20 protein-coding genes are annotated in these 25,179 nt (G+C 71.0%); 5 read left to right on the plus strand and 15 right to left on the minus strand.

The annotated features are described in order from the left end of the window. Positions 1-26: 26 nt before the first annotated feature. Positions 27-2,147 carry a type IIA DNA topoisomerase subunit B gene (locus tag J7E96_RS34580; protein ID WP_215137478.1) on the minus strand — a complete coding sequence of 707 codons (2,121 nt, stop codon included), beginning with the start codon at positions 2,145-2,147 and terminating at the stop codon, positions 27-29. 432 nt (positions 2,148-2,579) lie between these two features. Here J7E96_RS34580 and J7E96_RS34585 point away from each other — a divergent pair, with 432 nt between their 5' ends. Further along, a complete protein-coding gene (locus J7E96_RS34585; protein WP_028814168.1) occupies positions 2,580-2,810 on the plus strand; it encodes a hypothetical protein in 231 nt (76 codons plus the stop codon). A gap of 108 nt (positions 2,811-2,918) precedes the next feature. Here J7E96_RS34585 and J7E96_RS34590 read toward each other — a convergent pair whose 3' ends face one another. From J7E96_RS34590 to J7E96_RS34620, 7 genes are all read right to left on the minus strand, one after another. Beyond that, positions 2,919-3,749, minus strand: a complete 831-nt coding sequence (locus J7E96_RS34590) for a serine protease (protein WP_215137480.1) — start codon at positions 3,747-3,749, stop codon at positions 2,919-2,921. A gap of 134 nt (positions 3,750-3,883) precedes the next feature. Next, a complete protein-coding gene (locus tag J7E96_RS34595; protein WP_215137482.1) occupies positions 3,884-5,455 on the minus strand; it encodes an RNA polymerase sigma factor in 1,572 nt (523 codons plus the stop codon). Between the two features lie 366 nt (positions 5,456-5,821). Next, positions 5,822-6,709: a FadR/GntR family transcriptional regulator gene (locus tag J7E96_RS34600; protein WP_215137484.1), complete on the minus strand. Its 888-nt coding sequence runs from the start codon at positions 6,707-6,709 to the stop codon at positions 5,822-5,824. Positions 6,710-6,869: 160 nt separating this feature from the next. Then, positions 6,870-8,606: an ATP-binding cassette domain-containing protein gene (locus J7E96_RS34605; RefSeq protein ID WP_215137487.1), complete on the minus strand. Its 1,737-nt coding sequence runs from the start codon at positions 8,604-8,606 to the stop codon at positions 6,870-6,872. 108 nt (positions 8,607-8,714) lie between these two features. After that, entirely contained in the window at positions 8,715-9,479 is a 765-nt protein-coding gene (locus J7E96_RS34610) for an NUDIX domain-containing protein (protein WP_215137489.1), read from the minus strand. 99 nt (positions 9,480-9,578) lie between these two features. Continuing rightward, positions 9,579-11,588 carry a glycogen debranching N-terminal domain-containing protein gene (locus tag J7E96_RS34615; RefSeq protein ID WP_215137491.1) on the minus strand — a complete coding sequence of 670 codons (2,010 nt, stop codon included), beginning with the start codon at positions 11,586-11,588 and terminating at the stop codon, positions 9,579-9,581. A 108-nt stretch (positions 11,589-11,696) separates the two neighbouring features. After that, positions 11,697-13,001 (minus strand): DUF4192 domain-containing protein, encoded by a 1,305-nt coding sequence (locus tag J7E96_RS34620; protein ID WP_215137493.1) that lies wholly within the window; start codon positions 12,999-13,001, stop codon positions 11,697-11,699. A gap of 111 nt (positions 13,002-13,112) precedes the next feature. Here J7E96_RS34620 and J7E96_RS34625 point away from each other — a divergent pair, with 111 nt between their 5' ends. Both J7E96_RS34625 and J7E96_RS34630 read left to right on the plus strand, forming a co-directional pair. Beyond that, a complete protein-coding gene (locus tag J7E96_RS34625) occupies positions 13,113-15,275 on the plus strand; it encodes a RecQ family ATP-dependent DNA helicase (RefSeq protein WP_215137496.1) in 2,163 nt (720 codons plus the stop codon). 293 nt (positions 15,276-15,568) lie between these two features. Further along, positions 15,569-16,198, plus strand: coding sequence for a hypothetical protein (locus J7E96_RS34630; protein ID WP_215137498.1), 630 nt, complete (start codon positions 15,569-15,571; stop codon positions 16,196-16,198). A 60-nt stretch (positions 16,199-16,258) separates the two neighbouring features. On the opposite strand, the gene J7E96_RS34635 is transcribed toward J7E96_RS34630, so the two are convergent. The 3 genes from J7E96_RS34635 to J7E96_RS34645 all read right to left on the minus strand — a co-directional run bounded on the left by J7E96_RS34635 (position 16,259) and on the right by J7E96_RS34645 (position 18,359). After that, complete coding sequence (locus J7E96_RS34635; protein ID WP_215137500.1) at positions 16,259-16,897, minus strand: hypothetical protein; 639 nt, start codon at positions 16,895-16,897, stop codon at positions 16,259-16,261. 60 nt (positions 16,898-16,957) lie between these two features. After that, positions 16,958-17,668, minus strand: coding sequence for a ribonuclease HII (locus J7E96_RS34640; RefSeq protein ID WP_215137502.1), 711 nt, complete (start codon positions 17,666-17,668; stop codon positions 16,958-16,960). Between the two features lie 61 nt (positions 17,669-17,729). Next, positions 17,730-18,359: a TetR/AcrR family transcriptional regulator gene (locus J7E96_RS34645; protein ID WP_215137504.1), complete on the minus strand. Its 630-nt coding sequence runs from the start codon at positions 18,357-18,359 to the stop codon at positions 17,730-17,732. A gap of 121 nt (positions 18,360-18,480) precedes the next feature. On the opposite strand from J7E96_RS34645, the gene J7E96_RS34650 reads away from it, so the two are divergent. Beyond that, the gene (locus tag J7E96_RS34650; protein WP_215137506.1) at positions 18,481-20,037 is read left to right on the plus strand and encodes an MFS transporter; all 1,557 of its coding nucleotides are present in this window, start codon (positions 18,481-18,483) and stop codon (positions 20,035-20,037) included. A gap of 87 nt (positions 20,038-20,124) precedes the next feature. Here the strand turns inward: J7E96_RS34650 and J7E96_RS34655 are convergent, their stop codons facing one another. The 4 genes from J7E96_RS34655 to J7E96_RS34670 form a co-directional block, all read right to left on the minus strand. Beyond that, positions 20,125-21,798 carry a DUF4153 domain-containing protein gene (locus J7E96_RS34655; RefSeq protein WP_215137509.1) on the minus strand — a complete coding sequence of 558 codons (1,674 nt, stop codon included), beginning with the start codon at positions 21,796-21,798 and terminating at the stop codon, positions 20,125-20,127. Between the two features lie 233 nt (positions 21,799-22,031). Next, a complete protein-coding gene (locus tag J7E96_RS34660; RefSeq protein WP_215137511.1) occupies positions 22,032-22,943 on the minus strand; it encodes an ADP-ribosylglycohydrolase family protein in 912 nt (303 codons plus the stop codon). Further along, positions 22,940-23,614: a histidine phosphatase family protein gene (locus J7E96_RS34665; RefSeq protein WP_215137513.1), complete on the minus strand. Its 675-nt coding sequence runs from the start codon at positions 23,612-23,614 to the stop codon at positions 22,940-22,942. The genes J7E96_RS34660 and J7E96_RS34665 overlap by 4 nt, the downstream gene beginning before the upstream one ends. A gap of 120 nt (positions 23,615-23,734) precedes the next feature. Further along, on the minus strand, positions 23,735-24,340 hold the full coding sequence (locus tag J7E96_RS34670) for a YdbC family protein (RefSeq protein WP_215137515.1): 606 nt from the start codon (positions 24,338-24,340) through the stop codon (positions 23,735-23,737). 268 nt (positions 24,341-24,608) lie between these two features. Here J7E96_RS34670 and J7E96_RS34675 point away from each other — a divergent pair, with 268 nt between their 5' ends. Continuing rightward, positions 24,609-25,139 (plus strand): TerD family protein, encoded by a 531-nt coding sequence (locus J7E96_RS34675; RefSeq protein WP_215137517.1) that lies wholly within the window; start codon positions 24,609-24,611, stop codon positions 25,137-25,139. Positions 25,140-25,179: the final 40 nt, after the last annotated feature.

A 25,179-nucleotide genomic window follows, 5' to 3' on the forward strand; every position in this document is an offset into this window, starting at 1 on the left:
GGGTGGACTCCGCGGCCCGTCGGGACTCAGGCGTCGATGCGCGAGCGGTCCAGGGTGGCCGCCGAGCTGGTGATGAACTCCTTGCGGGGCGCGACCTCGTTGCCCATCAGGAGATCGAAGACCTGCTCGGAGGACTCCAGGTCACCGATGTTGATCCGGCGCAGGGTGCGGTGGCGCGGGTCCATCGTGGTCTCCGCCAGCTGGTCCGCGTCCATCTCGCCGAGGCCCTTGTAGCGCTGGATGGAGTCCTTGTAGCGCACGTTCTTGCGCTGGTACTCCAGCAGCTTCTGCCGCAGCTCGCTGTCCGAGTACGTGTAGACGTACTTGTCCTGGCCCTTCTTGGGCTGGATGAGCTCGATCCGGTGCAGCGGCGGTACGGCGGCGAAGACGCGTCCCGCCTCGACCATCGGCCGCATGTAGCGCTGGAAGAGCGTCAGCAGCAGGCAGCGGATGTGCGCGCCGTCGACATCGGCGTCGACGAGCAGCACGATCTTGCCGTAGCGAGCGGCGTCGATGTCGAAGGTCCGCCCGGACCCCGCTCCTATGACCTGGATGATGGCGCCGCACTCGGCGTTCTTGAGCATGTCCGAGACGGACGACTTCTGGACGTTGAGGATCTTGCCCCGGATGGGCAGCAGCGCCTGGAATTCGGAGTTCCGGGCGAGCTTGGCCGTACCGAGCGCCGAGTCTCCCTCAACGATGAAGAGCTCGCTGCGCTCCACGTCGTCGCTGCGGCAGTCGGCGAGCTTCGCCGGCAGCGAGGAGGACTCCAGCGCGGTCTTGCGGCGCTGCGCCTCCTTGTGCTGGCGGGCCGCGATGCGCGTCCGCGCGGCGGCGACGATCTTCTCCATGATCGAGCGCGCCTGCTGCTTGGCGTCGCGCTTGGGGGAGGTCAGGAAGGCCTTGAGCTCCTTGGCGACGACATTGCCGACGATCCGCGCGGCCGCCGACGTACCGAGGATCTCCTTCGTCTGGCCCTCGAACTGCGGCTCCGCCAGTCGCACCGTGACGACCGCGGTGAGGCCCTCCATGGCGTCGTCCTTGACGACGTCGTCCTCGGCGACGCGCAGCAGCTTGGCCGAGCGCAGTGCCTCGTTGACGGTCTTGGTGAGGGCACGCTCGAAGCCGGAGATGTGGGTGCCGCCCTTGGGGGTGGCGATGATGTTGACGAAGGACCGGACAGTGGTGTCGTACCCCGTGCCCCAGCGCAGCGCGATGTCGACGCCCAGCTCGCGGGTGACCTCGGTGGCGGTCATGTGGCCGCGGTCGTCGAGGACCGGCACGGTCTCCTTGAAGGTGCCCTGTCCGGTCAGCCGCAGGACGTCGCAGATGGCCTTGTCCTGCGCGAGGTACTCACAGAACTCGCTGATGCCGCCGTCGAAGCGGAAGACCTCCTCGGTCTTGCCCTCGCCCTCTATGGCGCGCTCGTCGCGTACGACGATGGTCAGGCCGGGGACGAGGAAGGCCGTCTGGCGGGCGCGCTGGTACAGCGTCTCCAGGTTGAGCTTGGCGTCCTTGAGGAAGATCTGGTGGTCGGCCCAGTAGCGCACGCGCGTGCCGGTGCGCGTCTTGGGGACCCGCTTGCCCTTGCGCAGGCCGTTCGCCGGGTCGAAGGGGGAGTCCGGGCCGGACTCGATGAACATGCCGGGGACGCCGCGCCGGAAGCTGATGGCATGCGTGGCGCTGTTGCGGTCGACCTCGACGTCCAGGCGGGCGGAGAGCGCGTTGACGACGGAGGCGCCGACGCCGTGCAGGCCGCCGGAGGCCGCGTAGGAGCCGCCGCCGAACTTGCCGCCGGCGTGCAGCTTGGTCATCACGACCTCGACGCCGGACAGACCCGTCTTGGGCTCGACGTCCACCGGGATGCCGCGGCCGTTGTCCTGGACCTCGACCGAGCCGTCCTCGTGGAGGATGACTTCGATGTGGTCGCAGTAGCCGCCGAGGGCCTCGTCGACGGAGTTGTCGATGATCTCCCACAGGCAGTGCATGAGGCCACGGCTGTCGGTGGACCCGATGTACATGCCAGGGCGTTTGCGGACTGCCTCCAGCCCCTCGAGTACGAGGAGGTGCCGCGCGGTGTAGTTGGAGCCGTCACGGTCTGCACCGGTCAGAAGCGCAGTGGACGGCACGGACGTCTCGGCGGTCACGCGGTTCGCTCCTCGCTGAATTTCAAATGTGTCCCGATGGGGTACGGGCCCGGCGTGGGTCGCCGGTCAGAGGGTACCGAGGCCTGGTAGAGCCGATGTAACGCCACCCTCAGGAAAACTCATGCTAGTCCAGAGTCGTATGCACGTTCGATCCCTCGATGGGGTGACGTGGACATCACGTTCCCTTCTAGGCATGAACCATTTAGGCTCCGGGCACGTCCTCCTGAACAACCGGCAAGCCAGCCGGGAGGGCAAATACCCAATAATCGACGCGAAACCGTAGAGCGACGCAATACGGCTCCTTCGCCGCTAACCGGCAGCAGACAGCCACCTCGGAAGATTTTTCAAGGAAAAGCCACGAGCGGGAACGTTTTCGGCCTGGTTGGATGTTGACCCTGGTACGACAGCTCGTCGAGCTAGAGAAGAGGCGACGTGACTACTGTTCTGACCCCCGCGAGCCCCCTGACGGCCGCTGACCGATGCGACCGCTGCGGCGCCCAGGCTTACCTGCGCGTTGTCCTGGCCAGCGGCGGCGAACTGCTCTTTTGCGCCCACCACGGACGCAAGTTCGAGCCGGAACTCAAGAAGATCGCCGCTGAAATACAGGACGAGACCGACCGGCTGACCCCCGTGCCGCCGTCCCCGGAAGACGAGGAACGCTGACCCCTTCCTCGCGATCCCGACGAGCCAAAAGCCGGCTACCAGCCGGCTGACGGGCGGTCTCCCCGATTTCCGGGGAAGGCCGCCCGTTCTCGTACGCTGCAAGCGTAATCAGCTTCTTGCGGCCCAGGATTCAGGGGCCGCCGAGAGGCGTCCGTACACTCCGGGGTTCTGGGCCTGACCGCAGCCGCTCCCCCAGGAGACGAGCCCGATCAGCCGGCCGTCGGCCACCAGCGGCCCGCCGCTGTCCCCCTGGCAGGCGTCGTGGCCCCCTTTCTCGTCCCCCGCGCACAGCATCGTGGCAGCGCTGTACGTGCCGTCGGCGTGCCCCGGGTAAGCCTTCTCGCAGGCGCTGTCGGGCAGCACCTTCACCGGCGCGGCCCGCAGGTCGTCCGCGTACGCCCCGCCGCCCGTCGTATCGCCCCAGCCGTAGACGACCGCGTCCGTCCCCGCCGTGTACGCGGCATGCCCCGGCCCCGCCGCCTTGATGGCGTGTTCCGCGGGAAGCGGGCTCGCCAGCGTGAGGAGCGCGAAGTCCCCGGCGTTCGTCCCGGGGTCGTAACCCGGATTGAGCAGGACGCCGCTCACCGCGATCTCGCGGCCACCCGACCCCTTCAGCTCGCTGCGGCCCGCGATGACCTCCAGATCGCGCACCTGCCCCAGAGGTACGCCGAGCACCTCCTTGGTCACGCAGTGCGCCGCCGTCAGCACCCTGTCCGGCGCCACCTGCACTCCCCCGCAGAATTGCCCCGCCCGCGTACCCCCGAACCGGTCACGGCTGGAGAGGGCCACCACCCAGGGCGCCTGCGAGATCTCTACCAGCTTGCCCCCGATCACCACACCGTCCGGGATGGTGGTACCGCCCGAGGCCTGTGGCGCCGCAAGGGCCACGGCCGTCAGGGCCAGCGCCCCTGTCAGTGATCCGGCGAAAGAGCGACGCATACGGCCTCCTGGCTCGGTCCTGCGATGGCACCCCCAGCGTCGGCCGGACACCTGCGCGCCGCACCCGCGAAAAACCGCCGGGCCCGGAGTCTCACGTACGAGACTCCGGGCCCGGCGGTGATGGAACGTACGACCTAGTCGAGGTAGTCCCGCAGGACCTGCGAGCGCGACGGGTGGCGCAGTTTCGACATCGTCTTCGACTCGATCTGGCGGATGCGCTCACGCGTCACGCCGTAGACCTTGCCGATCTCGTCCAGCGTCTTCGGCTGACCGTCGGTGAGGCCGAATCGCATGGACACGACACCCGCCTCGCGCTCGGACAGGGTGTCGAGCACCGAGTGCAGCTGCTCCTGGAGGAGCGTGAAGGAGACGGCGTCGGCCGGGACGACCGCCTCGGAGTCCTCGATGAGGTCACCGAACTCGCTGTCGCCGTCCTCGCCGAGCGGGGTGTGCAGCGAGATGGGCTCGCGGCCGTACTTCTGGACCTCGATGACCTTCTCGGGGGTCATGTCGAGTTCCTTGGCCAGCTCCTCCGGGGTGGGCTCGCGGCCCAGGTCCTGGAGCATCTGACGCTGGACGCGGGCCAGCTTGTTGATGACCTCGACCATGTGCACCGGGATACGGATGGTGCGGGCCTGGTCGGCCATCGCGCGGGTGATCGCCTGCCGGATCCACCAGGTGGCGTACGTCGAGAACTTGTAGCCCTTGGTGTAGTCGAACTTCTCGACCGCGCGGATCAGACCGAGGTTCCCCTCCTGGATCAGGTCCAGGAAGAGCATGCCGCGGCCGGTGTAGCGCTTGGCCAGCGAGACCACGAGACGGAGGTTGGCCTCCAGGAGGTGGTTCTTGGCGCGGCGGCCGTCCTCGGCGATGATCTCCAGTTCGCGCTTGAGTTTCGGTGCGAGTTTGTCGCTGCTGGCCAGCTTGTCCTCGGCGAACAGGCCCGCCTCGATGCGCTTGGCGAGCTCCACTTCCTGCTCGGCGTTGAGGAGGGGAACCTTGCCGATCTGCTTGAGGTAGTCCTTGACGGGGTCGGCGGTGGCACCGGCGACAGCGACCTGCTGCGCGGGAGCGTCGTCCTCGTCGTCGTCGGAGAGAACGAAGCCCTTGGCCTCCCCGCCCTCTTCCTCTTCGTCGGTGCCCGGCTTGGCCGGGGTCTCCTCGGCGGAGTCCTCGCCGGCCTCGTCCGCGTCCTTCTTGGCGGAGGTCTTCTTCGGGGCCGTCTTCTTGGCCGCCGTCTTCTTCGCAGTGGTCTTCTTGGCTGCCGTCTTCTTGGCGGCGGCCTTCTTCACCGGCTCCGGGGCGACGGCAGCTACGGCGTCGTCGTCGGCCAGGGCGTCCACGAGTTCCGATGCCGGGGCGGCGGTGGCCGCGACCGTCCTGGCGGGGGCCGGCCGGTCCGTGTCGGTCGCGACGGCCTTGGTGGCGGTGCGCTTGACCGGGCTCTTCGCTGCGACGCTCTTGCGGGGGCGCTTGGGCGACTCCGCGGCAGTGACCATCAGCGTCACACCCTCTTCCTCGAGGATCTGGTTGAGGCTGCGCAGAACGTTCTTCCACTGGGCCGCCGGAATCTGGTCGGCCAAGAATGCCTGGCGCACGTCATCGCCCGCGATCTGCCCATCAGCCTTTCCCCGCTCGATAAGCGCCATCACAGACTCGGACTCGGCGATCTCCGGCGGGAGCGTACGGGATGTGCTGGCCGACACGAACAACCTCTCGGAACGATGGAAACGGCTTCCGGCCCCGCCCTGAGTACGGGCTGCGACCGACGACATCGGCTGGGGATGTACCGACGGCGCAGGTTGAACCTCGGACTGGTTACAGCGCCACGTTCAGCGGCTGTATTCCCTCTTCGGCTGTCACCTCTTAGGTCATCGCACAGTTCCGCGGAGTGTTACGCCCAATCTGCGTGGCCCGAGTCACACCCCGTACGAAATGAGGAGGAACAGAAGGGACATCGGCTCTGAATCAGCTCACAATCGTGTCGCCGGACCCCATGGGATCCGGCGACACGAGGTTCGTTCGTCAGCGCAGCCGGGCCGCAAGGCGCACACCCTGGCCGTGGTCCGCGGTCAGTGCTCGCGCGGCGCCGGCACCACACGCTCCACTTCCGGGTGAACGGTGAGCAGTTGGCGCATGGCGGTCTCGGCGGCCATGGCGTCTCCCGCGGCGAGTGCGTCGACCGTGCGGGAGTGGTGCACGAGCGCGGCCTCGGTGGGGCGGTCACAGCCGGTGAGAGAGCCGCCGGACACCTGGAGGGCGGCGGAGACGATGCCGGAGAGGTGCTCGAGCATGCGGTTGCCCGCGAGCTGGATGAGCAGCGAGTGGAACTCGGCGTCGGCGCGGGAGTACGTCAGGGAGTCGCCCTGAGTGAGGGCGTGGCCCATGATCTCGACCATGTCGCCGAGTCGCTGCTGGAGGTCCTCGCGTCCGTGACCGGCGGCGAGGCGGGCGGCGAGCGGCTCGATCATCCACCGCAGTTCGCCCAGTTCGCGACGCTGGTCGTCACGCTGCGGGCCGAAGGCCCGCCATTCGATGATGTCGGGGTCGAGCAGATTCCAGTCACTGACGGGGCGAACCCGCGTGCCGACGTTGGGGCGGGCGCTGACGAGGCCCTTGGCCTCGAGTACGCGCAGCGATTCGCGTACGACGGTACGGGAGACCTCGAAGCGCTGGCCGATCTCCTCGGGGACGAGCGGACGGTCGGCGCCGAGGTCGCCGGAGACGATCATCTGGCCGAGCTGCTGGACGAGTTGGCCGTGGAGCCCGCGGCCCCGGCTGCCCGCAGAGCGGCGGCCCATCCGGCCCAGGTCCGCGTCGGCCCCTTCCCAGGAGGGCACGCCGACGCGATCGGCGCCCGGCGCCTCTGCGTAGGGGTAGCGGTCGAGTTCGCCCGGCCCGGCGAGGCCGGAATCGGCGGGGCGGGCGGCGGTCATCATGGTGTGCGCAAGGGTACTCACGGATCCTTTGTCGGCGTGACTCCCGCGACCCTTGAGGTCTTTGGTGAAAAGCACACGAAAGGGTGATCGGCGCCCGCCCTGCAATTGACGACTTATCGGAAAGAAACGGGCGCTCTCAGGGGAGTTGTGAGCGGCCGAAGGCCTTCACAACACGAGCCGGTCACCAATAGGTCCTGCGGCGAAGACCGGTGAACAGATACGCACAGAGCAGGGCACACAGCGACAACGTCAGCGCCGCGCCGACCGGTTGGGCCGCGACCCTCATCGCGGCCACCAGCCACGGATCGATCTCGTACGGCCATTGCAGCCACGCCACCTCGCGCAGCCTGCCCGGGAGTCCGGCCACCGACCGTGCGGACGGGCCCACGACCACCTGCTGCGTGAGCGGCGCCACGAGGACGGGTACGGCGAGCACCGCGGCCACACCGGCGGCCGTGGCGCGGAAGACCCCGGCGCCCAGTAGCCCGGCCCAGGCGCAGCCCACGGTGAGGCCGGACCAACTGACCGCCATGGAGAGCCATTTGTCCGGGACGCGGGTCAAGTCTTCGCCGTACACCAGCCTCAGGGCCTGGGCGTCGGCCACCGCGACGAGGAATCCCAGCAGCAGCGCGGCGGCCGCGGAGACGCCCAGTTTGGCGAGAAGCAGTCCGACGCGGCGGGGAACCGTGCCGCGGGCGGCCGCGAGGGCGGGGTACCGGAACTCCTCACCGAAGGCGATTGCTCCCAGCAGTCCGGCGCCGAACGCGGCGGGTGGCAGAGGCAGGATGTCCGGCCAGGCGGCGAGCAGGGCCGGCAGGGGGGTGCTGCCGGTGCGGGCCAGCAGTACGGAGATGGTCACGGAGGCGGCCAGGACGGCGGTGGCGATGAGGAGCGTCGTTCGCGTACCGAGGAGGCGGTGCAGTTCGTAGCGCAGGGGGCGGAGCGGGCTGCGGGACGGGCGGCGGGGCAGCGACGGCAGCGACTCAGCCGGTGCTCTGACCGGCGCCTCGGCCGCGGGTCGCTGTTCCTGCGACACGGGCCCTGGTCCCGTGTCGCCGCTCTCGTCGGCGAGCCGGTGGACCGGGATTCCGTGCCGGAAGGCGATCTCGCCGATCTGTGCGCAGTCGCTGCCGTAGACGGAGAGGCGGGCGCCGCCCTCGGTGACGACCTCGACGGAACGCCGGGCGGCGCGGGCCTCCCGGGTGACCAGGGCGCCGAGCCGGGCGGCGTGCGGTGTCCTGACGGCGACGCGGGGGCGGAGCCTGGTTCTGGCGAACTCGGCGGCGTCCTGGTCCGCGACGAGGCGGCCGCCCTCGATGGTGACGACCCGGTCGGCCGTACGGGCGGCTTCCTTGGCGTCGTCGGTGGTGTAGAGCACGGTGCCGCCCTGGGCGGCGTGGCCGCGCAGCAGCCCGTACAGCCAGCAGTTCTCGCGCGGCGACAGGCCCTTGGCCGGCTCGTCGAGGAGGAGCGTGTGCGGGTCTCCCAACAAGGCGGAGGCGAGGCCGAGTCGGCGGTCCATGCCGAGGGAGAGCATGCTGAGGCGCTCGTCGGCGAGGGCGGCCAGCCCGACGAGGTCGAGCATGTCGTTCGCGCGGGCGGCCGGCACGCCGACCGCGGCGCAGAGCATGCGGAGCTGGCCGCGGGCGGTACGCGCGGGGTGGCCCGGGACGTCACCGAGGAGCGCCCCGACCTCGCGGGCGGGGTGGGCGATCCGGTACAGGGGGCGGCCGCGGAAGTACGTGACGCCGCGGCCGGGCGCGAGGTCGAGCATCAGCCTGAGAGCCGTGGTCTTGCCGGACCCGGCGGCACCGAGGAGGGCCGTGACCTGCCCCGGCCGGGCCTCGAAGGTGAGGTCGTCGACGGCGGGCGGGAGGTCCCGGCGGGGGGCGCTGGTGAGTCCGATGGCCTGGAGCATCGCTTCTCTCGCGTGAGGGGAGGACCGCTCGGCGGCAGGGCGGTACCGCAGCAAGATAACGCGACATATCGGACTTTTGGCGCAACGAAGGGCCTACGGATACGGGTGTCAGACCTCGGGGCGCAGCATGGGCGGATTGAGCAGCGTCGCCCCGCCGGCCCGGAACAACTGCGCGGGCCGGCCGCCCTGCCGGGTCGTGGTCCCGCCCGAGGGGACGAGGAAACCGGGGGTGCCGGTGACCTTGCGGTGGAAGTTGCGGGGGTCGAGCGCGACTCCCCAGACGGCTTCGTACACCCGGCGCAGCTCCCCGACGGTGAACTCCGGGGGGCAGAACGCGGTGGCGAGGGACGAGTATTCGATCTTGGAGCGGGCGCGCTCCACGCCGTCCGCGAGGATCTGGGCATGGTCGAAGGCCAGCGGGGCCGGACTCTCGTCCTCGCGGGCGTAGCCACCCTCCTGGGTGAGCAGGGCCTCCACCGGCGCCCAGCGCGCACTGTGCGCGTCGCCGCCGGCCCGCGGGGCGGGAAGGTCCGGCGCGAGCACCAGGTAGGCCACACTCACCACCCGCATACGGGGATCACGTTTCGGATCTCCGTACGTGGCGAGCTGTTCGAGGTGCGCCCCGTTCCCGACCGAGGGGGTACCGGGTTCGTGCGCGCACAGCCCCGTTTCCTCGGCGAGTTCGCGAGCCGCCGCCGCCCCGAGATCCTCCTCGGCCCGCACAAAGCCGCCCGGCAGCGCCCACCGGCCCTGATAAGGCTGCTCGCCGCGACGTACGACCAGCGCGCAGAGCGCGTGACGGCGCACGGTGAGCACGACCAGATCCACGGTGACGGCGAAGGGAGGAAAGGCCGATGGGTCGTAGGGGGACATGCCGCGATCATAGTCGTCTGCCTGACGATAAACAGTGTTCTCGCCGCGGAAACGGCCGTCCGCGGCGACCTCTTCGCGCCACTCGTCGACATCCATGGTTCAGACCCCCAACTGGAGTGCGCCGGCGGCTTCCTCGATCATGCCGAGGCCGAGCCTGCTGATGCGTACGGCGAAGGGTTCCCCCGCCACGCGCAGTCCGGAGAACTGCACGGCGCCGAGCGGCGCGCTGCGCACGGGGAACAGCGCGACCGTGCCCGCGGGAGCGTCCGGGCGGATGCCCGCCAGCGTGGTGAGCAGGTGAATCCCGGCAGCGGCTGACACCGCCGCGGGCCGGCACGCGGCCGGATGCGGCACCGGAAGACTGTCCGCGGTGCGCTGTTCACCGGCGTACATCTCCGGCAGCCGGTTGCCGAACGCTTCCGCCGCGTCGAGGACACCGCTCAGCAGAGCGGTCGCCTCCCGCTCGTACCCGGCCGCCGCGAGGCCCGCGACGGCGACGGCCGTTTCGTGCACGCGCACCGCGCCGCCGCGGTGGCCGAAGGGGTTGTGGCCGCTCTCCTTGGCACCGAGGCTGCGCAGTCCCCAGCCGGAGTCCATCGCGGGACCGCCCAGCAGCCTCGCCACCTGCTCGGTCTGCACCTTGTCGAGCAGCCCCGGCGCCTGCCGTCCCGCGCCGAGCAGGCCGGTGTCCAGAAGGTGCGCGGCGGCGCCACCGAGGTGCGGGACGAGCCGTCCCCCGGCGGTGCTCGCCGCCGCCGGCCGCCCGCCCGCGCGGTCGTCGATCCAAAAGCCCTCCCGGAACGTACGGCGCAGCATGCCCGCCCATTCGCACCATCCTTCGGCGCCGGGCCGGCCGCACTCGGCCAGCAGGTCGGCGCCGAGCACCGCCGCGCGGTGGGCGTGGGCCTGGGTCTCGCTGCGCCGGGGCCCGTCGGGTCCCCGTTCCCGCAGACAACCGTCGTCGTCCGCGGATCTGCGCAGCCAGAGCAGACAGCGCTCGGCCACGGGCAGCAGCTCCTCCAGGTCCTGCTCTGCCAGCCCCCACCGCCGCGCCTCCGCCAGAACCACCGGGAAGGCCAGCGTCGCCTCCACGCCCGTACAACCGGGCGGCAGATGCGGCCCCGCGTCCCTCAGCGGGCCCGGAAGCCGCCCGTGGTCGGGCCCCCGGCCCGTCAGCTGCGTACGGGCAACCGCACGCAGCGTGGACCCGGCCAGCCGGGTGCCGAGCGGCAGCGTCATACGCGCGGCCCACAACGCCTCCGCGGACGCGAGTCCGCAGCGCCAGGGCACTCCCGCGGCCGGATACACGTCCGCCGGATTACGGGGATCGCGCATCAGCAGGGCCCGCAGATCGTCGAGGCTGCTCCGCAGCAGCTTCCCGACCCGCGGATCGTCTCCTTCCGCCGTCGCCTCGGAGAGCGGCCCCGCGGCGCCGGCCTTCGCGAGTGGCCGGGCGCCACGGTCCGCACGGATCCGCAGCTCGATGATGCGCGAGGCGCCGGGCAGCAGCTCGAATTCCCAGCGCAGCAGACCGGCGGAGGCGATCGCGTCCTGGGGCGGCGGATCGGCGGTCACCAGGGACTGGGCGCCCCCCGCCGACCACCGCATTCCCGAGGCGTGGACGCTGGCGGGCAGCTCGGGCCCCTGACGGCCCGCCGCGACGGCGCCGAGGTCCGCGAGATCGGTGCCGAGCCCGATCTCCACGCGGAGCCGAAGGGGGCGGCGCGCCGAGCTGCGCAGGATGATCCGTTCCGTGCCCTCGGCGTGCCGCAGCCGCTCCACGGCGATCTCGGGGTCCGGGCCCGCACCGGCCGGGGTGCGCACCACACCCAGGAACCGGGCACGGCCGGCCGAGACCAGCCTGCCCTGCACGGCGACCGGTTCGCGCCCCGCGACCCGCAAGTGGCAGCGGGAGAGCAGCCGGCGCCCCGACTGGTAGAAACCCTCCAGCCCGTGCCCGGTGAGCTGCCCGTCTTCGGCGGAGAGTGCGAGCCCCGGCAGATCGGCGCAGACCAGCAGCGCATGCACCGAGGGCAGCTCACCCGGAGGCCGGGGGCCTCCCCCTGGCGGCCGTCCCACGGCGGCGGGGGACGGGACGGTGAGGGTCATGCGGTGCCTCCTCTGCGCTCGTGACAGCCGCACCGGTCTGGGCGGCGCGGGGCGTTCGCGCTACCGCCACCCGTGTGAACGTCCGAATCGGCACCCTGGTCACGGCCGTCATCGCCCGCTCCTCCCCCGCTGTCCGTCGCGTCGGCGGGTGCGGCCGCGCGCGGCGGCCGCTGCGGGCCGCACCTTGGCGCTCGGGGTGCCCTGCTTTCCGGCTGCCTGCGGCCGTACGGAGCGCGTGGCAGGCCGGGTGCGTGCGGCACGTGTGTGGGGCGGCCGCTTGCGCTCCGCGCGCTCCTGGCGCAGGCAGCGCCGCAGCGATTCCGGATCGATGCCTTCGTTGCACGCCTGGTGCAGGAGCTGCGCGAAGGTGTACTCCGGGTCGGATCGCAGGGCGCGGCTGAGCGCGACCCTCGCCCCCGGCTCGTCCCCGGTCGACCAGGCGACCCATCCCGCGAGCGTGAGCGGGGCGGCGGCATGGGTTTCGTACGCTCCGGCGCACCGGCGGGCGAGCGCCCGCCACAACCGCAGCGCGGGATCGGCGTCGGGGCCTTCCATCCACTCCGCGGCCCGGTCCCTGGTCTCCCGGTCCTGAAGTCCGAGGATGACGGCGGCGGCCTCGTCGTGGGCGATGAGTGCGTCGTCTCCTGCGTCCGCGTCGGGCCAGCCTGCCGAGCCCGGCCTGTGCTCGCCGAGGCGCTTCATCAGCCGGCGCGCCAGCGCGAGCGTCTCCGCACCGACCTGCTCACGCTCGGCCCCCGCGAGGATCCGGGGCACCAGCGCGAGCCCCGCCGCGTCCAGTGCCCGTACCTGCTCCTGGTCGGCCGGCCGCTGCGGGGGCGGCGCCAGCCTGGCCTCCATCTCCCGCAGGGAGCCGCGCACTTGGATACCGGCGTAGGCGGCGGCCGCGGCCATCACCGAGGTGCCGGGCAGGGCCAGTACGTTGCCCTCGGGTGGGCAGCAGCGCCCGTCGGGGCAGCAGTAACTCCAGTACCTCCCGTCGGAAATGCACAGCGCCTCGAACACCGGGACGTCGAGCGCGCCGCACGCGGTGCGCAGGCGTTGCGCGAAGGGGCGCAGCCGCTCCATCACCTGCTTGCCCGACTCTCCTTCGGCCGGGTCCTGGCAGAGGAAGACGACGATGCCTTCGGGGCGGCCTCCACGGCGCTCGCTGCCGGTCACCAGGCAGTCGGCGAGCTGGTCGGAGACGAACGGCCATTCCCTCGGCGAGCGCGGGATGCCGAGCCTGAGCCGCCCGCCGAACCGGCCGCGGCGGCCGTGCAGCGCGACCATCACCACGCTGTCGGTCGGATGGAAGCCCATGAGGTACGGGAGCGCGTCGGCGAGTTCGGCGGGGCCGCGCAGGGTGATCTGGTCGCCGGCGGAGGGGCCTGTGGGTTCGTGGTGCTTGTTCATGGCTCGACGGTCCCGCAGACACCGCCAACTCCGCCAACCCTGTGGATAACTTTATCCACAGGCTGGAGGCCGCATTCGCACAATGTCCGAGTCATCAGGTTGCATGGGGGCATGACCAACGCAGATCTCAGGTCCTCAGCCGATTCCGTACTCGCCCGCCTCGTCGGCGACACCACGGGCACCGCCCGGCTGCGCGAGGACCAATGGCTGGCGATCGAGGCTCTCGTCGCCGACAAGCGCAGGGCGCTGGTCGTACAGCGGACCGGCTGGGGCAAGTCCGCGGTGTACTTCGTGGCCACCGCGCTGCTGCGCGAGCGCGGCGCCGGGCCCACCGTGATCGTCTCACCGCTCCTCGCGCTCATGCGCAACCAGGTCGAAGCCGCGGCCCGCGCCGGTATTCACGCCCGGACGATCAACTCGTCCAATACCGAGGAGTGGGACACGGTCCAGGCCGAGGTCGCCGCGGGCCAGGTGGATGTACTGCTGGTCAGCCCCGAGCGGCTCAACAATCCCGATTTCCGCGACGAGGTGCTGCCCAAGCTCTCCGCCGCCACAGGCCTGCTGGTGGTGGACGAGGCCCACTGCATCTCGGACTGGGGGCACGATTTCCGGCCCGACTACCGGCGGCTGCGCACCATGCTCGCCGACCTGCCGCCCGACGTGCCGGTCCTCGCCACCACGGCCACGGCCAACGCGCGGGTCACCGCCGATGTCGCGGAGCAGCTGGGCACCGGCGGTGGCTCCGACGCCCTGGTGCTGCGGGGGCCGCTCAACCGCGACAGTCTCAGCCTCAATGTGCTGCGCCTGCCCGACGCCGCGCACCGGCTGGCCTGGCTCGCCGACCACCTCAAGGAGCTCCCCGGCTCCGGGATCATCTACACCTTGACCGTGGCCGCCGCCGAGGAGATCACCGCCTTCCTCCGCCAGCGCGGACACGCCGTCGCCTCGTACACCGGGAAGACGGAGAACGCCGACCGGCAGCAGGCCGAAGAGGATCTGCTCGCCAACCGGGTCAAGGCTCTGGTCGCCACCTCCGCCCTCGGCATGGGCTTCGACAAACCGGACCTGGGCTTCGTCGTCCACCTCGGCTCGCCCTCCTCCCCCATCGCCTACTACCAGCAGGTGGGACGCGCGGGACGCGCCGTGGACCACGCGGAGGTCCTGCTGCTGCCGGGCAAGGAGGACGAAGCGATCTGGCAGTACTTCGCCTCGGTCGCGTTCCCGCCCGAAGAGCTGGTCCGGCGCACCCTCGACGTGCTCGCCCGCGCGCAGAAACCGCTGTCGCTGCCCGCACTGGAGCCGCTGGTGGAGCTGCGCCGCTCCCGCCTGGAGATGATGCTGAAGGTCCTCGACGTGGACGGCGCGGTCCAGCGGGTGAAGGGCGGCTGGACCGCCACGGGCCGGCCCTGGACGTACGACGCCGAACGGTACGCCTGGGTGGCCCGGCAGCGGGCGGCCGAGCAGCAGGCCATGCGGGACTACGCCACGACGTCCGGCTGCCGGATGGAGTTCCTGCAACGCCAGCTGGACGACGAAGGCGCGGCGCCCTGCGGCCGCTGCGACAACTGCGCGCAGCCCCGGTTCACCGCCGATCTGTCCCCGGAGGCGCTGGACACAGCGCGCGGCGAACTCGGCCGAGCGGGCGTCGAAGTGGAACCGCGCCGGATGTGGCCCACCGGACTCGCCGCGGTCGGCATAGACCGCAAGGGCCGCATCCCGGCCGGCGAACAGGCGCTGCCAGGACGGGCGTTGGGGCGGCTCTCGGACATCGGCTGGGGCAACCGGCTGCGCCCGATGCTGTCAGCGAGTGCTGCCGACGGACCGGTGCCGGAGGCGGTGGCCCAGGCAGTAGTGGGTGTGCTGGCCGACTGGGCGAAGGGCCCGGGCGGTTGGGCATCGGGCGATCCTGACGCCCCCGCACGCCCCGTCGGGGTGGTCACGCTCGCCTCGCGCACCAGGCCCGAGCTGATCCACACCCTCGGCGCCAGGATCGCCGAAGTCGGCCGGATGCCACTGCTCGGCTCGCTCCAGTACACGGCTGCGGCGGAGGTCACTCCCCCGCAGCGCAGTAACAGCGCACAGCGGCTCCGCGCACTGGAGGGCGCCTTCACTGTGCCGCCTCAGCTGGCTTCGGCACTGGCCGGCGCCGATGGCCCGGTGCTCGTGGTGGACGACTTCTTGGAGACCGGCTGGACGTTGGCGGTGGCGGCCCGGCTGCTGCGCCAGGCCGGCGCCCCGGCGGTGCTTCCGCTCGTGCTCGCGGTGCAGGGCTGACGTCCGGGCCGGACGGGAGGATGCGTTTCCGCTGGTCCTCGCTGTTCAGACGTGACGGGAGCGTGAGGGGAGGGTGACGGGAAGCATCGCAGGCGGCCGGACTGGGCAGGGATATCCACGTCATACCAGCAGAATTCAGTCGGCCAGGCCAATTGCTCGTTGCCGCATACCCCACAGGCCAGCGAGAATTGGACCGCTCCCCGCACGGCCCGCCTGCTGACCGGAAGGGCTGTGCCGCGGCGCGCCCCAACCGACCATGCCCGCATTGTGGGCGCGTATGCGAAGGGAGGACCGTGACCTTCGGATTCGCTCCGTCCGCCGGCTCGTTGAACTCCACGTCCGCCGATCCCGCCAGCCGTCTGGGGCGCACGCTCGAACCGTCCGAGTGGGCAGCCGCCGGTATACCGCTGCTGCGCAATCCGCGTGAAGTCGTCAGCGGGCTCCACGCACGGCATCATCCGGAGCCCGCCACGGCAGTCGTCGCCGTCCTCGACACCGAGGAACGGCTCACCGCCAGCGCCTCGTTCGCCCGGCGGTCCGTCCCGGCCGACGGCTGGGAGTTCCGCAACGCCCTGCTCGCGCACCTGCGCCGTGTCATCCCGCACGACCTGCGCCGCCGCACGCCCGTACGGACCGCCGTGCTGCTCTACTGCCGCGACGGCGACGAGCGCTGGACGGAGGAGGACGGGGCGTGGATGTGGGGCCTGCGGGACGCCTGCACGCTGCACGGGCTGCGCTGCGGCGCGTACATCACGCTCACGCACGGCGGCTGGCAGGTGCTGGGCGAGGGCCGTGGCGGCCGCCGCCCGAGCACCGGATCACGCCCCTTCGGCCTGGCGGAAGCCGAGGCCGAGGCCGAGCCGCCCCCGCCGCGCACGGGTGGCGGGGCGGCGGACGCGCTGCGGCGGGCGGCTGCCCGCTGAAGCGGTCCGCCGGCCTGCGCGTCCCTCACGCACCGAGCGGGGCGTACGGAGGCGTACGGCTCAGACGGCCGCTCCGAGCACGGCGTTGACCCGCTGCGGGTCTCCGCACACGATCAGCAGTGCGCCCGCACGTGCCTTGGCGAACGCCAGCGCACGGTTGAGCGCGTCGTCCCCCTCGGCACCCTCGCCGTTGACCGCGACGACGACCACGGGCCGGGCGGCAGCCCGCTCCGCGACGGCGGCGGCCGCGTAGAAGACGTCGTCACGGGCATCGTGCTGCGCCCAGTAGGCGGCTTCGCCGAAGGACAGCTCGTGGGCGGCCCAGGGGTGCTGCTCACCGGTGGTGAGCACCAGGATGTCGCCCGGCGCGCGACCCGAGTCGAGCAGTACGTCGACCGCCTCGTCGGCGGCGTCGAGCGCGCCGCCCGTCGGAGCGGGGATCAGCTGGGTCTGCGGCGGCGCGGAACGATTCTCCTGCCGCGGGGACGGGGACCGGCCACCGGGCGTGTGCGACCGCTGCGCCGCGGGCGCGGGCCTGACCGGGCCGGGGCCGGGTACGGGACGTCCGGGACGCGGCGTGGCCGCGGTGCGCGGACCGGGTACGGGACGGGGGGTCGACGCGGGACGGCCGGTGGCCGGAGTGACGCGGGGACCCTGGGCGCTCTCGTGAATCTGAGGCTCCTCGGGGGAGAGAGGCATAAGTGGTTTTCTATCAAATGCCACCGCTGAACGCAGCAGTGGGTGGGTACATGCGTGCGATCAGAAATCGAAGCCGAGTTGGCCCCCGCTTTCCAGGGCTGCGGCCTCCGCCGAGATCCGGGTCTTCTTGAGGTGCGCCCACTGGGGCAGCGCGTCGAGATAGATCCACGAAAGCCGGTGGTACGGGGAGGGCCCCCGCTCCGCCAGCGCCGCCTTGTGAACGGGCGAGGGATAGCCCGCGTTGGCCGAGAAAGCGTACGCGGCCAACTCCTCGGACTCCTTCTCCAGTTCGGCCATCATCGCGTCCCGCCGCACCTTGGCGATCACCGACGCGGCCGCGACCGCGATGCAGGACTGGTCACCCTTGATCACGGTACGGACCTTCCACGGCAGTCCGAGATAGTCGTGCTTCCCGTCAAGGATCACCGCGTCCGGCCGCACCGGCAGCGCCTCAAGGGCGCGTACGGCGGCGAGCCGCAGCGCGGCCGTCATCCCGAGCTCGTCGATCTCCTCGTGCGAGGAGTGTCCGAGGGCGTACGAGGTGACCCACCCCTCCAGGACAGCGGCCAGCTCGGTACGGCGCTTCGGGCTGATCAGTTTGGAGTCGGTGAGCCCGTCGGGCGGACGGCGCAGTCCGGTGACGGCCGCGCACACGGTGACGGGTCCGGCCCAAGCGCCGCGCCCGACTTCGTCGACACCAGCGATGATCTTGGCACCGGTGGTGGCGCGCAGTGAGCGCTCGACGGTGTGGGTGGGTGGTTCGTACGGCATGGCGCCTGCCAGGTTACGCCGCCGAGGGCCACCGGCGACACCCCGGGCCCACCCCCTGGATTCAGCCGGCCACCGGACGCAGCAGCGGCACCATGATCCGGTCGATCATTTCGGCGATCTCCTCGTCCGTCCATTCACTTCCGCACACCTTGGACCGGTACATCATCAGGCCCGGGATCACATCGAAGACCAGCTCGCTGGTGGCGTCGGGGCGGACGTCGCCCCGCTCCATTCCGCGGCGTACGACCTCACGGAAGAGCCGGGTCGAGGGCTCGATCACGTGCTGCACGATCACTCCGCGGAACCGCTCGGCCATCTCGCTGTCGCATTCGTAAAGCACCGAGCGCAGTGCGAAGCCGGGCTTGGAATACATCGCTCCGCGTACCTGCCGACAGAGGTGATAAAGGTCCTCGCGGATGCTGCCCCGGTCCGGCGCCTCGTCGAGGTCCGGCAGCCCGGCCCGCAGGGCGTCCGCGACAAGGTCCTCCTTGGACGGCCACCGTCGGTATACGGCGGCCTTCCCGGTCTGCGCGCCGGCCGCGACGCCCTCCATGGTGAGCGCGTTCCAGCCGACCGTACTCAACTGCTCCAGCGCGGATTCGAGAATCGCCCGCTCCAGCACGAGCCCGCGGCGACGCAGCGAGACCGGCCGAACCTGACCGGCAGCGGCGGTCCAGCGCGAAGTAGCCATCTTTTTCTCTCCATTGAGGACAAGGGCTCTAGTGAACGCTTGCGTTCACTGAGGGGGAATCCCTACCGTTGGCATGACAGTGAACGCATCCGTTCACTAATCCACTTGTGGGGGAACCATAGTGACTACCTCTCAGTTAGCCGCACCACACAAGCCGGGCGCAGCCCGTCGGCAGGGGCGTCCGGGGATCGCCCTCACCGTCATCGCGGCTCTCCAGCTCATGGTGGTCCTCGACACCACGATTGTGAATATCGCCCTCCCGCACATCCAGACCGCTCTCTCCTTCAGCACGACCGACCTGTCCTGGGTGGTCAACGCCTACACCCTCACCTTCGGCGGCCTGTTGCTGCTCGGCGGACGGGCGGGCGACATCCTCGGCCGCAGGCGGGTTTTCGTTTCCGGCGTTCTGCTCTTCACCTTCGCCTCGCTGCTCTGCGGCATCGCGCAGGAGCCCTGGCAGATGCTCGCCGCGCGGGCCCTCCAGGGCGTGGGAGGCGCCATCGCCTCGCCCACCGCGCTCGCGCTGATCACCACGACGTTCCCTGAAGGCCCCGAGCGCAACCGGGCGTTCGGCATCTTCGCGGCCGTCTCGGCCAGCGGCGCGGCGATCGGCCTGCTGGCGGGCGGCATGCTCACCGAGTGGCTCGACTGGCGCTGGGTGTTCTACGTCAACCTGCCCATCGGCATCCTGATCGCCGTCCTGTCCCCGGTGTTCATCAATGAGTCGGAGCGGCATCCGGGCCGCTTCGACGTGACCGGCGCGCTCACCTCGACCGTCGGCATGGCGTCTTTGGTGTACGGATTCATCCGCGCCGCCGACGACGGGTGGCGGGACAGCCTGACCCTCGGCTCGTTCGGCGTGGCTGTCGTCCTGCTGATCGCGTTCGTACTCAACGAACGGCGGGCGCCGGATCCGATCACGCCGCTGCGGATGTTCGCCGACCGCAACCGGTCCGGTACGTACGCGATCATGATGAGTCTCGCCGCGGCGATGTTCGGCATGTTCTTCTTCATCGTCCTCTTCGTGCAGAACGTGCTCGGCTACAGCCCCATCTCCGCCGGTCTGGCGTTCCTGCCGGTGACCGTGATGATCGTGGTCGCGGCAGGTCTCTCCTCGAAGCTGCTTCCGGTACTCGGCCCGAAGCCGTTCCTGGTGGCGGGCGCGGTCTTCAGCGGATCGGGCATGGCGTGGCTGACCGCGATCGATCCGGCCAGTTCGTACCTGGGCGGCGTACTCGGCCCGATGCTGCTCTTCGGTTTCGGCATGGGTCTGGTCTTCGTCACGGCGACACTCACGGCGGTGTCCGGTGTGGCGCAGCACGAGTCGGGAGCGGCCTCCAGTCTGCTCAACGCCACACAGATGGTGGGAGGTTCCCTGGGACTGTCGATTCTCATGACCGTCTTCGGCACCGCCGGCCGCGACGAGGCCGCGCGGCAGCTGCCGTCGTTCCTCAAGGAGGCGACACCGGCGCAGCAGGAAGCTTTCGCCAAGTCGCACGAACTCCCGGCCCCCTGGGGGCACCACGTGCTCGCCGAGGGCATATCGACGGCGTTCTGGGCGGGTGTCGGCCTGGTCGCACTCGCCGTCGTCATCGCGCTGTTCGTCATCCGGGTACGCAAGAGCGACCTGGAGGCACTGAGCGGATCGGCGGGCGCCGCGGGCCCCGGGGCCGCTTGAGGCGCCGCGACCGGCGCGAGCGGAAACCGGCCAGGGGCGCAGCCCTAATCCGGCTCCGCCCCTGGCCGTTCTGCCTCGAAGGGCCGGTCAGTACTCGTCGTAGAGCCCACGCCCGTCGCCGTACGTGCCGAGCTTCCGGCACTCGGTCTCGTCCACGTCCAGGGGACGCTCTTCGAGGATTTCGCGCGCCCTCGCCACACCGAGACTCGTCGCGTACCAGGGCTCGTTCCGGCCGTCCAGACGTTCCGCGATACGCACCAGCGCGCAGGAACGCTGCGGTTCCGGCAGCCTGTCCAATGCCGGTACGGCGTCGGCCGAGAGGTCCTGGAAGTAATGCACGTCGAGCTTCTCGGTGGCGCGGTAGCGCGCCACGTTCTGCTCCGCGACCAGCCCGTCCGGCGAGATCAGGCCGAAGGCCAGCACCGCCGCCGCCGCGCTCACCGCGACCGCGCGCGGCAGCCACCGGGATCCCAGGATCCCGGCCGCCATCATCAGTACGATCACCAGGCCCAGCCAGAGCTCGACCGCCGCCACCGAGACGCGCAGCCGCGTCAGGCCGTACGCGTCGACGTACAGGTCCATGCGGCGCAGCGCGGACGCGACGACGACGAGCGTGAGAACGCACAGGGTGCCGAGCACCGAGCGGACCAGGCCGCGGTCGCGCTCCGCGCCGCGCGGGGCCCAGCGCAGGGCGAGGGCGATGACCAGGAGGACCAGGAGAGTGGCCCAGAGCAGCTGCCAGAAGCCCTGCCGTGCGTACTGGGCGTACGTCAGTCCGGTCTCGCTGAGCACCTTGTCGTAGCCGCCGAACAGGACGGCGAGCTGGACCGCGATGAAGGCGGCGAAGAGGAGATTGAGCACGACCAGCGGAAGTGCCCATTCCGCTCGGCCGCGGGCCCGCCCGGGACGTATCTCCAGGCGGTCCCAGCGCATCGGCGCGGCGGCGGTACGGGCGGCGGCGAGGGCGCCCAGCAGGCCGAGCGCGAAGAGGAACGTCCGCCAGGGGCCGTCGGCGACGGAGACCTCGGGCGTGAGGCCGCCGAGCAGATCGGCGAAGGCGGCGTCCGCGGAGGCGAAGAGCGCGCCGAAGACGATCAGCAGTACGAAGGCGACCAGGGTCGTACGCACCATGGGCGCCCAGCGGCCACGGGACACCTCCGCCCGCTCGCGCAGACCGCGCCAGGCCCAGGCCGTACCGGAGCCGATGGAACCGAGGATGCCCAGGGAGCCCACGAAGACGCCTGCCCACGTGCGGTTGCCGTGCAGGGCGAGCGAGCCGAGCGCCAGCGCGGAGATGACGGCGAGAAACGTCGGCCAGCCCGCGTCGCGCAGCGCCGGAATGGCCAGCAGGCCCAGGCCGCCGACAGCCCAGACGAGCGTCCAGGGACGGAGGCGGCGGCCGGCCGCCTGAGCGGCGAAGTACGCGGCGAGCGCGGCCGGAACCGCTACGACCAGCAGGTTCAGGCCCAGCCCCTCACCGAGCAGCAGGGCACTCAGGAGGGCGGTGGCCAGGGCCGCCAGGAACGTGGCGGGACGGATCTTGGCCGGCGGTTCGGGCCGTACGTCGGTCAGCCACTTCGGCGGGCCCGCCGGTGGCCGCGGTCCGGCCGGTGGCGGCGGCCAGGGCTGGTGGCGCTGGGGCTGCGTAGCCCTGCTGTGCTGCTCGTGGTACGACAGCGTCGCCGGGGACTGCCGCTGAGTGCTGTCGCCGGCACCCACTTCTGTGGACGGCTTGGACGGCGTAGACGGCGTATCGGACACGGGCCCCCCCTCCCGACCGGGCGGGTGGACGGCAGGGTGCCGTGGCTGTGGGCCCGGTGTCTCGTCGGCGCGCGCCCGACATGATCAACAGGGCGGCGTGGCCCGTCAGACTAGCCCTGGCGCACACGTCCGGCGCCGCCAGAACCGGGCTGTGGCAGGACCGTGACAGTCGCGGAACCGCCGAGTCCCACCGGCCGACGCCAGCCGCCGGCCGGCGTCAGATCACCGGAGCGTCACCTGAGCGCCTGAGCGGGAGTCCATCCAGGCAGCTGTTCCGTCCGCTCCAGCCAGGCTGCGGGCGGCGCACCGGCCTGCCCGGCCGCGACGACTCCACCGAAAATGGCGCAGGTCGTGTCAACGTCGCCGCCCACCTGCGCGGTCACCCAGAAGCCCTGCTCGAAGTCGCCGAGCGCCCGCGCGGCCGACCAGAGGGCGAACGGCACGGTGTCGTGCGCACTCGTACGCCGTCCACAGCCCAGCACCGCGGCCACTGTCCCGGCGTCGCCGTAGTCCAGCATGTCGCGGGCGCGGCGGAGGCCGGCGCCCACGGCGCTGCGCGGCACCAGCGCGATCACGCCGTCCAGCAGCGCGGCCGGCGTCGGCGGCCCGGCCGGATCGGCGGCGAGCGCGGCGGCGGCCGCGACGGCCATGGCGCCGACCACGGCCTCACGGTGCTGATGCGTGACGTACGCCGAGATCTCGGCCTGGTGGGTGGCCTGCTCGGGGTCGTCCGCGTACCAGGCGCCCAGCGGCGCGATGCGCATCGCCGCGCCGTTTCCCCAGGAGCCCTGGCCGTTGAAGAGCGCGGCGGCGAGCTCTCGCCAGTCGCCGCCCTCCCTGATCAGCCGGAGCATCCGGTTGACGGCGGGGCCGTAGCCCCGGTCGAAGTCGTGGTGCTCGGCGAAGGAACGGGCGAGCGCGTCCTGGTCGATGCGGCCGTGTTCGGCGAGCACGGCCAGGACCGAGCAGGCCATCTCGGTGTCGTCGGTCCACTGCCAGGGAGCGGGCGGCAGCTCGCGCCTCTTGAGCAGCGGATAGTTCACGGGTACAAAGAACTGGGAGCCCAGGGCGTCTCCCAGGGACAGCCCACGCAGGCTGGCCAGGGCGCGTTCGAAGCGCCGGACGGTGGAGGAATCAGCGGTCATCGCTCCGCCACTCTATCCGGACAGCCGTACGGCCCGGGAGTCCGTCGGCGTTCGAACGGCCGGTCAAGGGTGTAGCGCCCGTCTTTCCCCAGCAGCAGCGACCGCGTTTCCCCGTTGCCCGGATTGCAGAGCGACTCGAAATCCGCCACCGTCCAGTGAAACCAGCGCATGCAGAACAGCCGCATGGTCAGACCGTGCGTGACGAGCAGTACGTTCGGCGGGTGGTCGGGCGCTTCAAAACTGCGGTACAGGCTCTCCAGGAAGGCCCCGACCCGGTCGTACACATCGGCCCCGGACTCTCCCTGGGCGAAGCGGTAGAAGAAGTGCCCGTACGCGTCCCGGTAGGCCTTCTGCAGCCGTACGTCGTCCCTGTCCTGCCAGTTTCCCCAGTCCTGCTCGCGCAGCCGCGGCTCCTCCCGCACCCGCACCCGCTTCGGATCGAGCCCGAACGCCTCGAAGGTCTCGTGCGTGCGGCGGTACGGCGAGACGTAGGCGCTGACCCGCTCGTCGCCGAAGAGCTCGCGCAGCCGCGCGCCGGTCTCCCGGGCCTGCCGCAGACCGGTTTCGGTGAGCCTGAGCGCGTGGTCCGGCTCACGTTCGTACACCGAGTCGTCGACATTGCCCTCCGACTCCCCGTGCCGAACGAGGACGATGCGCCGCGGTCGTGCCATGCCGAAACCCTAGAACGTGCGATCGGATGCGGCTCAGCCGAGCAGCCGCCCAGCCACTTTCCAGCGTATCCGGCCGGTGAAACGAGCGCGCGTACGGCCTGATCACCGCGTACGGCCCGATCACACCGTCCAGGACGGGTCCAGCTGAACGACCGCGCCTGCCAGTTCCGCCACATCGGCATCGGTCTGCGCGCGCAGCGACAGACGCTCCACCCGCTCGGCGCGGTACTTGCCGTGCTCGGCGGCGGAATGCCACATCGACAGCACCAGGAACTCGTTGCCTGGCGCCTCACCGAACACCCCCCGCAGCATCCCCGGCGATCCGGCCATCGCCGGATTCCAGACCTTCTCCTGCATCAGCGAGAAATGCTCGACCCGGCCCTCATGCACCTTGCAGTGCGCGACACGCACCACATCGGCGTCGGTGAACCGCGGTTCGAAGCCCGTCTTGACGTCGAACCGGTAGTCGAAGAGCCCGGTTTGGATGTTCTTGTACGTACCCGACTGGGCGGCCGCGAGCCGGTCGTGCGAGCGCGCCATGAACGAGTCGTAGAAGGCGCGGCTCTCCCAGAAGGAGAAGATGTGCGCCACCCCCGGCCGCTCGCGGCTCCAGCCGCCGCCCTGCCCCCGGAAACCCGGTTCCCCCAGCAGCCCCGCCCACTTCCGCTGCCCCCGCTCGAAGCCCCGACGGTCGATCACTGTGCAGCGAATCCACTTGACCAGCACCGCGCCATCGTACGGCCAGGAAGGTGCACCCGGTTACGCTCGGGCGCACTTCGCACCCACGATGCGGCTCAGAGCGATTCCCCTGTCAGGGCCCCCAGTTGCGCCTCATCGCCGGCGCCCTGCCCAATGCCGAACAGCCGTGAACGGGGGCGAACAGGCCCGAGTGCCGCCCGAGTTGTCGGTGATCGGGGCTAGCCTGGTTCCAAGTGCACATTCGCACAGCTCGCGCCGGTGACAGCCGGCCGGGTTCCAAGGGAGGGAAAGACCGGTGGGCAGTCTCAACAAAGGGGTGGGCAAGGTCGAAGTTACGCTCAGGTGGGACCCCACCCCCCTGGGCAAACCGGCCCACGACCTCGACATCATCGCCGCGACGTACGCCGCCGAGGACCCGTACGGCAGCCCGGCGTACGTCGTGCACTTCGACAGCCGCTCGCCGGACGGCACCATCACCCTCAACAGGGAAAGCCGGGACGGGCAGGGCTTCGGCTTCGACGAGGCCATGACCCTGGAGTTCGACCGGCTGGCGCCCGCCTACGCGCGGGTGGTGGTGGGCGTAGCCATCCAGCAACGCGAGGGAAGGACGACGTTCGGCGAAATAGTGAATTCGGGCTTCCGCATCCGCGAGGGCTACACCGTGCTCGCGGAGAACGACTTCACCGGCGTATCCGCCTCGACTGCCGCCACCATCGCCGAGTTCACGCGAAACAGTTCAGGAGGCTGGGAGTTCCGCACCGTCGTCCGGGGATTCGACACCGACCCGAATTCCTTCGCCGGATCGATGGGAAGCAGCCTGACCTGACGAAGGGCGGCGAGCCCGTCAGGCCCGCCGCCCCTCATGT

It is taken from the genome of Streptomyces sp. ISL-96, from assembly GCF_018614035.1.
Lineage (GTDB): Bacteria > Actinomycetota > Actinomycetes > Streptomycetales > Streptomycetaceae > Streptomyces.

Bases quoted from the DNA above. Each gene is read 5' to 3' on its own strand.
- J7E96_RS34590 (WP_215137480.1), bottom strand. From the start codon at position 3,749: ATGCGTCGCTCTTTCGCCGGATCACTGACAGGGGCGCTGGCCCTGACG.
- J7E96_RS34605 (WP_215137487.1), bottom strand. From the start codon at position 8,606: ATGCTCCAGGCCATCGGACTCACCAGCGCCCCCCGCCGGGACCTCCCG.
- J7E96_RS34610 (WP_215137489.1), bottom strand. From the start codon at position 9,479: ATGTCCCCCTACGACCCATCGGCCTTTCCTCCCTTCGCCGTCACCGTG.
- J7E96_RS34615 (WP_215137491.1), bottom strand. From the start codon at position 11,588: ATGACCCTCACCGTCCCGTCCCCCGCCGCCGTGGGACGGCCGCCAGGG.
- J7E96_RS34620 (WP_215137493.1), bottom strand. From the start codon at position 13,001: ATGAACAAGCACCACGAACCCACAGGCCCCTCCGCCGGCGACCAGATC.
- J7E96_RS34625 (WP_215137496.1), top strand. From the start codon at position 13,113: ATGACCAACGCAGATCTCAGGTCCTCAGCCGATTCCGTACTCGCCCGC.
- J7E96_RS34635 (WP_215137500.1), bottom strand. From the start codon at position 16,897: ATGCCTCTCTCCCCCGAGGAGCCTCAGATTCACGAGAGCGCCCAGGGT.
- J7E96_RS34640 (WP_215137502.1), bottom strand. From the start codon at position 17,668: ATGCCGTACGAACCACCCACCCACACCGTCGAGCGCTCACTGCGCGCC.
- J7E96_RS34645 (WP_215137504.1), bottom strand. From the start codon at position 18,359: ATGGCTACTTCGCGCTGGACCGCCGCTGCCGGTCAGGTTCGGCCGGTC.
- J7E96_RS34660 (WP_215137511.1), bottom strand. From the start codon at position 22,943: ATGACCGCTGATTCCTCCACCGTCCGGCGCTTCGAACGCGCCCTGGCC.
- J7E96_RS34665 (WP_215137513.1), bottom strand. From the start codon at position 23,614: ATGGCACGACCGCGGCGCATCGTCCTCGTTCGGCACGGGGAGTCGGAG.